At 60.1% G+C, this 12,487-nt stretch carries 13 protein-coding genes and 1 pseudogene; 8 read left to right on the top strand and 6 right to left on the bottom strand.

Annotation, left to right across the window (positions count from 1 at the left end; all coding sequences use genetic code 11):
- Positions 1–777 (bottom strand): bifunctional demethylmenaquinone methyltransferase/2-methoxy-6-polyprenyl-1,4-benzoquinol methylase UbiE, encoded by a 777-nt coding sequence (gene ubiE / locus E2F50_RS14010; protein WP_133316780.1) that lies wholly within the window; start codon positions 775–777, stop codon positions 1–3.
- 174 nt (positions 778–951) lie between these two features.
- On the opposite strand from ubiE, the gene mutM reads away from it, so the two are divergent.
- The 6 genes from mutM to E2F50_RS13980 all read left to right on the top strand — a co-directional run bounded on the left by mutM (position 952) and on the right by E2F50_RS13980 (position 6,697).
- Entirely contained in the window at positions 952–1,830 is an 879-nt protein-coding gene (gene mutM / locus E2F50_RS14005) for a bifunctional DNA-formamidopyrimidine glycosylase/DNA-(apurinic or apyrimidinic site) lyase (protein WP_133316779.1), read from the top strand.
- Positions 1,831–1,843: 13 nt separating this feature from the next.
- Positions 1,844–2,617: an enoyl-CoA hydratase gene (locus E2F50_RS14000; protein ID WP_133316778.1), complete on the top strand. Its 774-nt coding sequence runs from the start codon at positions 1,844–1,846 to the stop codon at positions 2,615–2,617.
- A 179-nt stretch (positions 2,618–2,796) separates the two neighbouring features.
- Positions 2,797–3,063 (top strand): 30S ribosomal protein S20, encoded by a 267-nt coding sequence (rpsT, locus tag E2F50_RS13995; RefSeq protein ID WP_133316777.1) that lies wholly within the window; start codon positions 2,797–2,799, stop codon positions 3,061–3,063.
- A gap of 841 nt (positions 3,064–3,904) precedes the next feature.
- Positions 3,905–5,470 (top strand): chromosomal replication initiator protein DnaA, encoded by a 1,566-nt coding sequence (dnaA, locus tag E2F50_RS13990; RefSeq protein WP_133316776.1) that lies wholly within the window; start codon positions 3,905–3,907, stop codon positions 5,468–5,470.
- A 1-nt stretch (position 5,471) separates the two neighbouring features.
- A complete protein-coding gene (locus E2F50_RS13985; protein WP_133316775.1) occupies positions 5,472–6,092 on the top strand; it encodes a LysE family translocator in 621 nt (206 codons plus the stop codon).
- A 5-nt stretch (positions 6,093–6,097) separates the two neighbouring features.
- Complete coding sequence (locus E2F50_RS13980; RefSeq protein WP_133316774.1) at positions 6,098–6,697, top strand: class I SAM-dependent methyltransferase; 600 nt, start codon at positions 6,098–6,100, stop codon at positions 6,695–6,697.
- A gap of 45 nt (positions 6,698–6,742) precedes the next feature.
- Here the strand turns inward: E2F50_RS13980 and hemW are convergent, their stop codons facing one another.
- The 4 genes and pseudogenes from hemW to rph all read right to left on the bottom strand — a co-directional run bounded on the left by hemW (position 6,743) and on the right by rph (position 9,739).
- The gene (gene hemW, locus E2F50_RS13975) at positions 6,743–7,936 is read right to left on the bottom strand and encodes a radical SAM family heme chaperone HemW (RefSeq protein ID WP_245515413.1); all 1,194 of its coding nucleotides are present in this window, start codon (positions 7,934–7,936) and stop codon (positions 6,743–6,745) included.
- A gap of 7 nt (positions 7,937–7,943) precedes the next feature.
- Positions 7,944–8,588, bottom strand: coding sequence for an RdgB/HAM1 family non-canonical purine NTP pyrophosphatase (gene rdgB / locus E2F50_RS13970; RefSeq protein WP_133316772.1), 645 nt, complete (start codon positions 8,586–8,588; stop codon positions 7,944–7,946).
- 2 nt (positions 8,589–8,590) lie between these two features.
- Positions 8,591–9,004, bottom strand: a pseudogene (locus E2F50_RS13965) (VOC family protein); the annotation flags it as partial.
- Positions 9,005–9,019: 15 nt separating this feature from the next.
- Positions 9,020–9,739: a ribonuclease PH gene (gene rph, locus E2F50_RS13960; RefSeq protein ID WP_133316770.1), complete on the bottom strand. Its 720-nt coding sequence runs from the start codon at positions 9,737–9,739 to the stop codon at positions 9,020–9,022.
- Between the two features lie 168 nt (positions 9,740–9,907).
- Between rph and hrcA the strand changes: the two genes are divergently transcribed.
- Together hrcA and grpE are read left to right on the top strand one after the other, a co-directional pair.
- Positions 9,908–10,987, top strand: coding sequence for a heat-inducible transcriptional repressor HrcA (hrcA, locus tag E2F50_RS13955; protein ID WP_133316769.1), 1,080 nt, complete (start codon positions 9,908–9,910; stop codon positions 10,985–10,987).
- A gap of 129 nt (positions 10,988–11,116) precedes the next feature.
- Entirely contained in the window at positions 11,117–11,764 is a 648-nt protein-coding gene (grpE, locus tag E2F50_RS13950) for a nucleotide exchange factor GrpE (protein WP_133316768.1), read from the top strand.
- Between the two features lie 217 nt (positions 11,765–11,981).
- Here the strand turns inward: grpE and ptsN are convergent, their stop codons facing one another.
- A complete protein-coding gene (ptsN, locus tag E2F50_RS13945) occupies positions 11,982–12,446 on the bottom strand; it encodes a PTS IIA-like nitrogen regulatory protein PtsN (protein WP_133316767.1) in 465 nt (154 codons plus the stop codon).
- Positions 12,447–12,487: the final 41 nt, after the last annotated feature.

Below are 12,487 nucleotides of genomic sequence, written 5' to 3'. Positions count from 1 at the left end.
TCACAGCTTCCAGCCGGAATGCAGCGCCGCGATACCGCTGGTGTAATTGGTGTAAGTAACGCGCGAAAAGCCAGCAGTGCGGATCATGGCGGCAAAGTTTTCCTGGTTCGGGAATTTGCGGATCGACTCCACCAGATATTGATAGGGCTCGCTTTCACCGGTGATCATCTTCCCGAAACGCGGAATCGCTTTGAACGACCATTCTTCGTAGACGCGCTCAAGCAAAGGCATGTCGACTTCTGAAAATTCCAGCACGAGCAGACGGCCGCCGCGTTTGAGCACGCGGTAGGCCTCCTTCAGCGCCACATCGATACGCGGCACATTGCGGATGCCGAAGGCGATCGTGTAGGCGTCGAAGGAGTTCGGCTCGAAGGGCAGAGACTCGGCATTCGCTTCCACAAAGGTAAGGTTGTCGGAGAGCTTTCTTTTTTCGGCACGCTCGGCGCCGACGCCGAGCATTGATCCGTTGATGTCGAGCACGGTCGTATGCGCCTTGCGGTCCGAGGCCTCGACAATGCGAAAGGCAATATCACCCGTACCGCCGGCAACATCCAATGTCCTATAGCCGGAGTCCTTACGCGGATGGAGTGCCGCCACCATGGCATCCTTCCAGACGCGGTGCATGCCGGCCGACATCACATCGTTCATCACGTCGTAGTGCTTGGCCACCTTGTGGAAGACGTCGTTGACGAGACCCTGCTTTTCGCCGTCCGCCACCTGCCGGAAACCGTAGGAGGTTTCCATGCCGCCATCGGCGCTTGTGCGGGCTTCGGTCATCGGCGAACTCCTTGACGCTGTTGAGGGACGCTGTTCTAGAACGCTGCTCCGGGCCACCATAGCGAAACCGGTCCGGCCTCGCTATCTGTGGCTTGGTCACGTCAGGTGACTGCGGCATCCGCTCCGGTCTATAGACCAGGAACGAAGACCGCGAAACAGGAAGTTAGGAATGCCATGCCCGAATTGCCAGAGGTGGAAACCGTCCGCCGCGGCCTTGCCCCGGCAATGGAAGGGGCCTTCATCACGCGGCTCGAGCTGAACCGGCCGGACCTGCGCTTCCCGCTGCCGGAAAATTTCGCAAGCGCTGTCGAGGGGCGCCGTATCGTTTCGCTGGGGCGTCGTGCGAAATATCTGCTGATCGACCTGGACGACGACCTGACGGTGATCAGCCATCTCGGCATGTCGGGCTCTTTTCGCATCGAGGACGACACGGTCGGCGAGTTTCATCATCCGCGCTCCAAGAATGCCAAGCATGATCATGTCGTCTTCCATCTGCAGCGTGAAGCGGCGCCGCGGCGCATCATCTACAATGATCCGCGCCGCTTCGGCTTCATGCACCTGTGGAAGCGCAGCGAACTCGATCTTTATCCGGCCTTTGCCGAACTCGGGCCGGAACCGACCGGCAATGCTCTGGATGCGGATTATCTGGCCGGACGCTTTTCGGGCAAGAACCAGCCGCTGAAGGGCGCGCTGCTGGACCAGACGGTGGTGGCCGGCCTAGGCAATATCTATGTCTGCGAGGCGCTGTGGCGTTCGCATCTGTCGCCGAAACGTGCGGCCGGCAGCATTGTCACTAAAACCGGCAGGCCGAAAAAGGAGCTTGCTCTCCTTCATACAGCTATTCGCGAGGTGATCGCGGATGCCATCGCTGCCGGAGGCTCCTCCTTGAGGGACCATATCCAGACGGATGGCTCCCTCGGCTATTTCCAGCATTCCTTCTCTGTCTATGACCGGGAAGGCAAGCCTTGCCGCACGCCCGGTTGCGGCGGTACGGTCGCCCGTATCACCCAGGCGGGGCGCTCCACCTTCTATTGCCCGGCCTGCCAGAAATAGGAGGAAAGCCCCGATGAGCTACGAAACCCTGCTGACGGAAAGCCGCGGCGCTGTTGCCCTCGTGACCCTGAACCGGCCAAAGGCGCTGAATGCACTCAATTCCACCGTCATGGCCGAACTTGCGGATGCCCTGGCAGGCTTCGGCAAGGACGAGACGGTCGGTGCCATCGTGCTGACGGGCTGCGAAAAAGCGTTTGCTGCGGGTGCCGACATCAAGGAAATGCAGGGCATCGACTTCGTCGACGCTTATCTTGGCGACTTCATTTTCGGTTGGGAAGCGATAGCCTCGGTCCGCAAACCGATGATTGCTGCCGTCTCCGGCTTCGCGCTTGGCGGCGGCTGCGAATTGGCGATGATGTGCGATGTCATCATCGCGTCGGAAACGGCAAAGTTCGGCCAGCCGGAAATCACGCTTGGCGTCATCCCCGGCATGGGAGGTTCCCAGCGCCTGACCCGCGCCATCGGCAAGGCAAAGGCCATGGACCTCGTCCTGACCGGCCGCATGATGGATGCCGCGGAAGCGGAAAGGGCGGGCCTCGTGTCACGAATCGTCCCGGCCGAGCGGCTCATGGACGAAGCGCTGGAGGCCGCAGCGAAAATCGCCGCCTTCCCCCGTGCCGCTGTGCTGATGGCCAAGGAAGCGGTCAACCGTTCCTTCGAGGCGACACTGAGCGAAGGTCTTCGCTTCGAGCGTCGCCTGTTCCACTCGCTTTTCGCCACCGCGGACCAGAAGGAAGGCATGGCGGCCTTCATTGAAAAGCGCAAACCGGAATTCTCAAACCGCTAAGCCGGGCTATCGATCAAAATCCGCGTTGACTGGCGCGGGTATTCCAGCTATATGCCCGCCCACAGTTGGGAAAGCCTGATCATGGCTTCCTCTATTGCTCCCGAATTGCTGGATTGAAGGTCGCAAGGACCGGCGCGGCGACGGCGGAGTTTTGTTTCGAATTCGTAGAGAGGCATGGAATGGCCAATACAACTTCGGCGAAAAAGGCGACCCGCAAGATCGCTCGCCGTACCGCAATCAACAAGTCCCGTCGTTCGCGCGTGCGCGGCTTCATCCGCAAGGTCGAAGAAGCCATCGCGTCGGGTGATGTCACGGTTGCCGCCGAAGCTCTGAAGGCCGCTCAGCCGGAGATCCAGCGCGCTGCTACCAAGGGCGTCCTTCACAGCAACACGGCGTCCCGCAAGGTGTCTCGCCTGGCTGCCCGTGTGAAGGCTCTTTCGGCTTAATATCACCTTTTTTGAACGTCCTTCAGGAAGCCTGGTCACGCGACCGGGCTTTTTGCGATTCCTGCTAGATGATAAGTTGTTATCCGGCTCATTGACATTTCCGTGTCAACCGCGTGACAGAAATTACGATGAATTTTCAATGTATTACGGGAGGTGATGGGGTTTTCCCCAAGCTTTCCGGCCGCCCCGCTAGCGACTTTGGGAGTCAAGGACTTTTTTATTTTTTATGTCTTTGAGGCTGTCGCGGTCTCGCCATTTTTGAATCTCGTTGATTCAACTGCGATTCTCGGAAGCCCCGTCGGCGGTATTCAAATCGCGCTTCAGGAGTCAACGGGCGGCGCTTAATTTTGCGTAAAATTCATCATTGATCTTGGCATTTGATCCTGCCTAAATGAATTCCAGCAAGGGGCGCGGGGATAACTCAGAGGGCTGCCGGTGACCGTCTTTTCAAGGCGGAGCGGAGACTTTCTGCCTCTTGTTACGGGACAGGTTTTGCCCGTTTCCCATATAACCCTCGGTTGCAAGCCGGAAGCTTTCGTTTCCGGTGACGGCCGATCTTTATGTAGACGCATCGGCATTCTCGTGCCGGGGTGTAGGAGACGTGAAAGATCGAACGGCTCATGATGAGGATGAGAGGTTCGTGTTGCGGGTGGCTCCCGCAGGTGCAGGCCGCGTACGAGGCGGGACTGGGCCATCTGTTTTCGATCGACTGCGAGGCGATGGAAAACGACGAAAGGGGAAGGGCGGCGGCGGTCTCTTAAAGGGACTACGAGCTGCACCTTTAAACAAGGTTGACTTGGCGGCACAGCACCGCCAGGCGAAAAGAAAAGGCGGCACATTAATGCAGATGAATACCGTATCGGTTCGTGCAGTGGGTACTGGGGACCATGCACGGCAGGCATTCGATTCAGTTTGCTCCAAAGCGGCAGGGGAAACATCGGAAATGAAGCATGATGCTCTTTTTGAGCGGTTCAGCACGCGTTTGAAAGCACAGGTCGGTCATGACGTTTATGCGAGCTGGTTCGCGCGGTTAAAGCTGCATTCCGTATCAAAGAGCGTCGTCCGGCTGACCGTGCCGACAACCTTCCTCAAGTCCTGGATCAACAATCGCTATTTGGATCTCATCACCTCGATCTTCCAGGCGGAAGATGCGGAAATCCTGAAGGTAGAAATCCTGGTGCGCACCGCAAGCCGCAGCGCCAAGGCCTCTCCATCCGCAGAAGAACAGGCTCTCGCACCCGAACCGGCCGCTGTGACACAGTCCTTTCCGCGCCGCGAGGCGCCCCGGGAAATCGGCAAGATCGCCGTCTTTCCGACGCCGGCTGCGCAACAGGCTCGTCCGGCTGCCGGCCCGCTTTTCGGCTCGCCCCTCGATAGCCGCTATACGTTCGATACCTTTGTCGAAGGCTCGTCCAACCGCGTAGCACTCGCCGCTGCCAAGACCATTGCCGAAGCCGGTGCCAGCGCGGTGCGCTTTAATCCGCTGTTCATTCACTCGGGCGTTGGTCTGGGCAAGACACACCTGCTGCAGGCAATCGCCAATGCCGCGGTCGGCAGCCAGCGCATGCCGCGGGTTGTTTATCTGACGGCGGAATATTTCATGTGGCGTTTTGCAACTGCGATCCGCGACAATGATGCCCTGACGCTCAAGGATTCCTTGCGCCACATCGATCTTCTGATCATTGACGACATGCAGTTCCTGCAGGGCAAGATGATCCAGAATGAGTTCTGCCATCTCCTGAACATGCTGCTCGACAGTGCCAAGCAGGTGGTGGTAGCCGCCGACCGGGCGCCTTGGGAGCTGGAATCGCTTGATCCGCGCGTTCGTTCGCGCCTCCAGGGCGGGGTTGCCATCGAAGTCGAGGCACCGGATTACGAAATGCGGCTTGAAATGCTGAAGGGTCGGCTGGAAATTGCCCGCCAGGACGATCCTTCGCTGGATATTCCGGCCGAAATCATGAACCACGTTGCCCGCAATGTGACGGCCAGCGGTCGCGAGCTGGAAGGGGCCTTCAACCAGCTTCTGTTCCGCCGTTCCTTCGAGCCCTCGCTGTCGATCGAGCGCGTCGATGAACTGCTGGCCCATCTGGTTGGCGCCGGTGAGGCGAGGCGCGTCCGCATCGAGGATATTCAGCGGATCGTAGCCCGGCATTACAATGTGTCGCGCCAGGAGCTGGTTTCTAACCGCCGCACCCGGGTCATCGTCAAGCCGCGCCAGATCGCCATGTATCTGGCAAAGACCCTGACGCCGCGCTCCTTCCCGGAGATCGGCCGGCGTTTCGGTGGCCGCGACCATACGACCGTGCTGCATGCGGTGCGCAAGATCGAGGAATTGATCGGCGAAGACACAAAGCTCGGCCATGAGGTGGAGCTTCTGAAGCGGCTGATCAACGAGAACAACGCCTGACGTGACCTTTCTTTTGTCCGTAGCAGCAATCTGGGCCGTGGCGTGCGTAACGCCAGGGCCCAATACATTATTGGTCATGCGCTACGCGCTGACGGCGCAACGCCGCGTCGCGGTCGTTGCCGCCATGGGGACGATCACCGGCACGTTCTGCTGGGGCCTTGCGGGCTGGCTCGGCATCAATGTGCTTTTTCAGGCGGCGCCGTTCGCCTATCTGGCGCTGAAGATCATCGGCGGGCTCTATCTCGTCTGGCTAGGACTGAAAATTTTTCTTGACGTCCGAAAGTCCGGGCAGGTGGCCGATCTGACGGCTCCCCGCATCGAAGTGCCGCTGAAGACGGCATACCGCATGGGACTGGACACCAATCTGGCCAATCCGAAGTCGGCGCTTTTCGTCGCCAGCCTGTTTGCCGCCACCATGCCGGCCGGCACGCCGTTTCTTTATGGTGTGGCAGCCATTGCCGTCATGGTCACCGTGTCTTCCATCTATTACACGTTCCTGGTCGGCCTCATTACCCACCGCACGGTCGCAGCCGCTTATCTGCGCGCCAAGAAGAAGATCGACATCGGCGTCGCGCTGGTCTTCGTGGGCTTCGGGACCAGATTGCTCCTGTCTCAGCGGTAGGTGTCATGGCGGCAGCGGACGATCCGACACGGCGGTTCTATGCGACGAATGCTGTGACCTATACGGATTTCACGCTGAAGCCGAGCGCGCTTCGGCTGGAACGGTTCCTGGCTCTCCTTCCGGAACATGCCGAGATTCTGGAATTGGGCTGCGGCAATGGCCGCGACAGTGCCTTCATGATCGAGCGTGGCTACCACGTCTCGCCGACGGACGGGACGCCGGAAATGGCCACCGAAGCATCGCGCCGGCTGGGTATCCGCGTCGATGTCCTTGGTTTTGAGGACATTGCCTATGACATGGCTTTCGACGGCATATGGGCCAATGCCTGCCTGCTGCATGTGCCGCGCAGCCAGCTTGGCCTGATCCTTTTCAAGATCCATGCGGCGCTCAGATCCGGCGGGGTCTTTTACGCAAGCTACAAAGCCGGCACGGATGAAGGCGTCGACACCCTCGGGCGCTATTACAATTTTCCCTCGGAGAACTGGCTGAGGACCACCTACGAAAGCCTTGCCTGGGCGTCTTTCGAGATGCGGCAAACGAGGGGCGGCGAGGGCTATGACAACCAGCCGACCGAGTGGCTGCATGTGACAGCCGTCAAAGCCTAGTCGGCCTAGAGGCCAACGCTATGATGTTCGGACGTTCGTACCGCCTCAACAGGCGAGGTCGGCGACCACGGCATCAAGGATGAGCATGCCCGACGGCGTACAACGCAGCCGCGAATTGCCGATGCGCTCGATGAAGCCGTGTTCCAGCAAAGTCTGCTCGCGCACCGGATCCGGATCGCGGCCGGAAAGCTGCTGCCAGCGGGCAAGGTCGACGCCCTCCCTCAGGCGAAGCCCCATCAACAGAAGCTCGTCGGCCTGCTCGTCCGACCCCAGTATTTCCTGGTCGACCATGCCATGCCCCTGCGCCTCGACCTGCTCCAGCCAGGTTTCCGGCCGTCGTTCCGTCGCCGTCGCAATCTTGGAACCGCCGCGCGTCAGCCGTCCGTGGGCGCCGGGGCCGATGCCCGCATAGTCGCCGTAGCGCCAATAGGTGAGGTTATGGCGGCTTTCCGCACCGGGCTTGGCGTGGTTCGATACCTCATAGGCCGGCATGCCGAAGCTTTCGGTTATCTCCTGCGTCGCCTGGTAAAGATCGGCCGAAAGATCGTCGTCGGGCACGACAAGCTTGCCTGCCTTGTGGAGCCCGTAGAACGGCGTGCCCTCCTCGATGGTCAGTTGGTAGAGCGACAGGTGGTCGACCGCATAGGATACGGCCTGCCGCAGTTCCGCTTCCCACGCCTCGCGGGTCTGGTTTGGCCGCGCATAAATAAGGTCGAAGCTCATGCGCGGAAAAATGTCGCGGGCCAGCTTGATCGCCTTCAGCGCATCGGCGACATCGTGCAGCCGGCCGAGGAAGCGCAGATCCGTGTCATTGAGGGCCTGCACGCCGAGCGACACGCGGTTGACGCCAGCGGCGCGGTAGCCACGGAAACGGGTGGCCTCGACGCTCGAGGGATTGGCTTCCATGGTGATCTCGATGCCGTCAGGCACATGCCAATGCCGGGCAATGCCGTCGAGGATGGCCGAAACCGTCGCCGGATCCATCAGTGAAGGCGTTCCGCCGCCCAGGAAAATGCTGGTGACGGTCTTCGGCCCGCTCAGCCGGCGCATCGTCTCCATTTCCTTGAAGAAGGCAGCGGTAAAGCGCAGCTGGTCCACCGGCTGGTGGCGCACATGGCTGTTGAAGTCGCAATAAGGGCACTTGGCCGCACAAAAGGGCCAATGCACATAGATCCCGAAGCCCGGTTCGCCCGTGTCCGGCAAAAGCCTATCTGCATGAAGGGGAGCGATGGCGTTCACCTTGGGCTCAGGCCTCCAGGCAGGTTTCGACGAAGAGCTTGAAGGCGCGCGCGCGGTGCGACAGGGCTTCGGCATCGCCGGGCTTCCAGCCATGCTTTTCCTCGGAGCTCATTTCACCGAAGGTGGTCTCATAGCCCTGCGGCTGAAAGATCGGGTCATAACCGAAGCCTTCCGTGCCGCGTGGCGGCCAGGCCACCCTTCCCTCGACCTCGCCTCGGAATATTTCTGTATGCCCGTCCGGCCAGGCAAGGCAGAGAACGCTGACAAAACGGCAGCTGCGCTGGTCCGGCCTTGTCGCTCCGCGTTCCTGCAGTGCCGCCTCCACCTTTTCCATCGCCATCTGGAAATCACGGCTGCCGTCTTCACGCTCCGCCCAGTTGGCAGTGTAGACGCCCGGTGCGCCATCGAGCGCATCGATGACGATGCCGCTGTCGTCCGAAAGCGCCGGCAGGCCGGACGCTGTGGCCGAGGCGAGCGCCTTGATGGCCGCATTTTCCTCGAATGTCGTTCCGGTCTCATCCGGTTCTTCGAACTTCAGCTCGGCGGCGGATCTGGCGGAAAAACCGAAAGGTCCGATCAGTTCGGCAATCTCGCGGATCTTGCCGGCATTGTGGCTGGCCACGATGATTGTCTTGGTCTCGAGCTTGCGCATGAAATGTCCTGTTCAACGTCCCAAAGCTTCGGCTCGGCACATTCCAGACTGTTTCCTGCCGGATCGCGGAAATAGATGGAACGGGCGCCGTTGGGCCAGCGAAAATCACTTTCGATGATGATGCCAGCCTTGTTGAGCTTTTCCTTGATCAAGTCAATCGCCTTGCCGCTCATGCGAAAGCAGACATGACCTTGCCCGGTAGTTCCGTGTGGTGGAACCGGCAGGGCATCAGGCGGCGGCGGCTTGATCGTTTCGGCCGGGTTGAAGATCAGCAATATGCCCGGCCCGCAGCGAAAGAAGACATGCCGGTCGCCGGCCCGCAAGACCTTTTCAAGCCCCAGGACACCGCCGTAAAAGGCTTCCGCCGCGTCGAGATCGTCGGAATAAAGCGCGGTTTCAAGAATGCCTTCGATCATCCGCGCCCCTAGACTTTAGCCGCCGATCGCAGCCTTTTGCAGCGCCACCAGTTCCTGCGTCCCAGCTTGTGCAAGCGCAAGAAGCTGCAGCAGCTCTTCCTGGCTGAACGGCGCGCCTTCCGCCGTACCCTGGATTTCGACAATGCCGCCCGAACCGGTCAGCACGAAGTTGGCGTCGGTTTCCGCAGCCGAATCCTCGAGATAATCGAGGTCGATGACCGGCTGCCCAGCAAAGATCCCGCAGGAGATGGCTGCGACATGGTCCTTCAGCACCTTGTCGAGCTTGACCATCGAACGGCCTTCCATCCATTTGAGGCAGTCGTAGAGAGCGACCCAACCGCCGGTGATGGCGGCCGTTCGAGTGCCGCCATCCGCCTGGATCACGTCGCAGTCGATGGTGATCTGCTTTTCGCCCAGGGCTTCAAGATCGATGACGGCGCGCAACGAGCGGCCGATGAGGCGCTGGATTTCCTGCGTCCGGCCGCCCTGCTTTCCCGAAGCCGCTTCGCGCTTCATGCGGTCGCCGGTAGCGCGCGGCAACATTCCGTATTCAGCGGTTACCCAGCCCTTGCCGCTGTTTCTCAGCCATGGCGGCGTCTTTTCTTCAAGGCTTGCGGTGCACAGAACGTGGGTATCACCGAACTTGACGAGGCAGGAGCCTTCAGCATGCTTGGAAAAGTTGCGCTCGAAAGAGACTTTGCGCATCTGGTTCGTCTGTCTGCCTGAAGGCCGCATGCTTCACTCCCTGAATATTATCCTCGCCTTCTACGGCCCCAATCTGCCTTTTGCAAAGAAAAAGCCGGATGCGCGCCCGCGCATTGCCAATGCTGTTTCCATTTTCCCTTTGGCGATAGCGCAACGAGCGACTATATTTGCGACAGAGCCAATGGCGGTGAAGGATAGATGGGAATTTCGACGACGACGGAGAGGGACAGCAATTCTGTGCTTGATGACCGTTCACGTGAAATCTTCCGTCGCATAGTCGAAAGCTATCTCGAAACTGGGGAGCCCCTCGGCTCCCGTAGTCTTTCCAGACTTCTGCCGATCTCGCTGTCTCCGGCCTCGGTCCGCAACGTGATGAGCGACCTCGAAGAGCTCGGCCTCATTTATTCTCCTCATATCAGCGCCGGCAGATTGCCCACCCAGTCCGGCCTCCGCTTCTTTGTCGATGCCTTCATGCAATCCGGCAAGCTTTCGGAGGAGGAGCGTGCTCTAATTGATCGGCAGATCCGCCCGGACGACCGAGATCAGTCGCTGGAAAGCCTGATGGCCGATGCGAGCCTGATGCTGTCCGGGGTGTCGCGCGGCGCCGGTATCGTGATCACCACTAAGAGCGACACGGTCCTCAAGCACGTGGAATTCATTCGGCTTGAACCGACCAAGGCGCTTGCCGTGCTCGTGGGCGAACACAATCAGGTGGAAAACCGCATTATCGAGCTGCCGGCGGGTGTTACCTCCTCGCAGCTGACGGAAGCGGCGAATTTCCTCAATGCTCACTTGAGCGGCCAGACTCTGCCGGAACTGCGCGGGCAGTTGGAGAAGCTGAAGGACAGGGTACAAGTTGAGCTTTACCAGCTTTCGCAGGATCTCGTGGAACGCGGCCTTGCCGTCTGGTCGGGCGATTCCGAAGAAGGCAAGCCGAGCCAGCTGATCGTGCGCGGCCGTGCAAACCTGCTTCAGGGCCTCGACGACACCGCCGACCTCGACAGGCTGCGCCTTCTTTTCGACGACCTGGAAAAGAAGGACAGCCTGATCGAAATCCTGGACCTAGCGGAAAAGGGCCCGGGCGTACGCATCTTCATCGGCTCGGAAAACAAGCTTTTCTCCTTGTCGGGTTCCTCCTTGATCGTTGCACCCTATCGCGACGGCGAAGACCGTATCGTCGGCGCCGTCGGCGTGATCGGGCCAACGCGGCTGAATTATTCGCGGATCGTGCCGATGGTGGACTATACCGCGCAGGTGCTCGCCCGCTTATCCCGATGAATGTCCCGCTCGAGCCCAAGGCAAGGCTGCAACTTTGCCGCCAAGCCTTGATTTTTCCAGCGCAAACCTCGATATCGGGCACAAATCCTGATCCCCATAAACTTAAGTCTAGAATAACCGGAGACCGTCATGACCGACGAAACCAAGAAGAACGGACCTGACGCAAATGCCGCCGAGAACACGGCGGAAGCCGTGGCGTCTGCTCTTGAAGATCTGGCCAATCAGCAGGAGGCGGAAATGCCTGCCGCCGAGCCCGATCCCGTGGAACTGCTGAAGGCGGAAAATTCGGAGCTTCGCGATCGCTTCCTGCGGTTGGCGGCCGACATGGACAATCTTCGCCGCCGCACCGATCGGGATGTGAAGGACGCTAAATCCTATTCCGTCGCAGGATTTGCACGCGACATGCTGGCCGTTTCGGATAACCTACGCCGCGCCCTCGATGCTGTCCCGGCGGAGATGCGGGCAGGTGCTGATGCGACCCTGACGACGCTTCTCGAAGGTGTCGAATTGACCGAAAGATCCATGCTGTCGGCGCTTGAACGTCATGGCGTCAAGAAGATCGAAGCGGAAGGCCAGAAGTTCGACCCGAACTTCCATCAGGCCATGTTCGAGATCCCCAATCCTGCCGTCGCCAACAATACCGTCGTCCAGGTGGTGCAGGCCGGCTACACGATCGGCGAGCGTGTGCTGCGTCCGGCTATGGTCGGTGTTGCCAAGGGCGGCTCGAAGCAGGATGGAGCCGGGGCGCCGGAGGCGGCCGGCGACAAGAGCGCTTAAGGCAAAAGAAAAGATCGGGCGCCTGGGGCGCCCCATCTTTTCCGTCAGTGCGCGGTTTCCGGAGCGGCATGGGCCAGCGACCGGTTCAGATCCAGTTCGTCGCGAAGATGGCGTGTGCCTTCGCCGGCTTAGCCGATCGAAATGCCCGGATCGCTGGCAAGGTGATTACGGCTTTCAGGAGCCGGTCATGCCTGCCGTTTGCTGCCGGCAGTTCGGTTCAAGCCGCGTGATTGGCCTGTTCCTCATTGAGGAAGGCATAGATGGCCGATGCTGACTGTGTTTTGCGCAGTTTTCCGACCAGGTCTTGATCGCGCAGCACGCGTGCAATGCGCGAAAGCGCCTTCAGATGATCGGCCCCGGCACCCTCCGGCGCCAGAAGCAGAAACACGAGATCGACCGGCTCGTCGTCAAGGGCTTCGAAATCGACAGGTGCCTCAAGGCGCGCGAAAACGCCCTTGATGCTGGAAATGGTGTTGAGCTTGCCGTGCGGAATGGCGATGCCGTGGCCGACGCCGGTGGAGCCAAGCCGTTCGCGCTGCAGGATGACGTCGAAGATTTCCCGCTCGGTCACGCCGGTGAGCTTGGCGGCCTTGACCGCCAGTTCCTGCAGCAGCTGCTTCTTGGAGTTCACCTTGAGGGCAGGAATAATTGCATCTTGCTGCAGCAAATCTGCCAAAGCCATTCTCGTCTTCCTTTGTGCCGCTAGGGCAGGGGAGCGCCGGA

The organism is Rhizobium deserti, from assembly GCF_004358025.1.
Lineage (GTDB): Bacteria > Pseudomonadota > Alphaproteobacteria > Rhizobiales > Rhizobiaceae > Neorhizobium > Neorhizobium deserti.
The sequence above is the reverse complement of the archived record's forward strand: the minus strand, read 5'-3'. Positions and strand labels throughout refer to the sequence as shown.

Bases quoted from the DNA above. Each gene is read 5' to 3' on its own strand.
- ubiE (WP_133316780.1), bottom strand. From the start codon at position 777: ATGACCGAAGCCCGCACAAGCGCCGATGGCGGCATGGAAACCTCCTAC.
- mutM (WP_133316779.1), top strand. From the start codon at position 952: ATGCCCGAATTGCCAGAGGTGGAAACCGTCCGCCGCGGCCTTGCCCCG.
- E2F50_RS14000 (WP_133316778.1), top strand. From the start codon at position 1,844: ATGAGCTACGAAACCCTGCTGACGGAAAGCCGCGGCGCTGTTGCCCTC.
- rpsT (WP_133316777.1), top strand. From the start codon at position 2,797: ATGGCCAATACAACTTCGGCGAAAAAGGCGACCCGCAAGATCGCTCGC.
- dnaA (WP_133316776.1), top strand. From the start codon at position 3,905: ATGCAGATGAATACCGTATCGGTTCGTGCAGTGGGTACTGGGGACCAT.
- E2F50_RS13980 (WP_133316774.1), top strand. From the start codon at position 6,098: ATGGCGGCAGCGGACGATCCGACACGGCGGTTCTATGCGACGAATGCT.
- rdgB (WP_133316772.1), bottom strand. From the start codon at position 8,588: ATGCGCAAGCTCGAGACCAAGACAATCATCGTGGCCAGCCACAATGCC.
- rph (WP_133316770.1), bottom strand. From the start codon at position 9,739: ATGCGGCCTTCAGGCAGACAGACGAACCAGATGCGCAAAGTCTCTTTC.
- hrcA (WP_133316769.1), top strand. From the start codon at position 9,908: ATGGGAATTTCGACGACGACGGAGAGGGACAGCAATTCTGTGCTTGAT.
- grpE (WP_133316768.1), top strand. From the start codon at position 11,117: ATGACCGACGAAACCAAGAAGAACGGACCTGACGCAAATGCCGCCGAG.
- ptsN (WP_133316767.1), bottom strand. From the start codon at position 12,446: ATGGCTTTGGCAGATTTGCTGCAGCAAGATGCAATTATTCCTGCCCTC.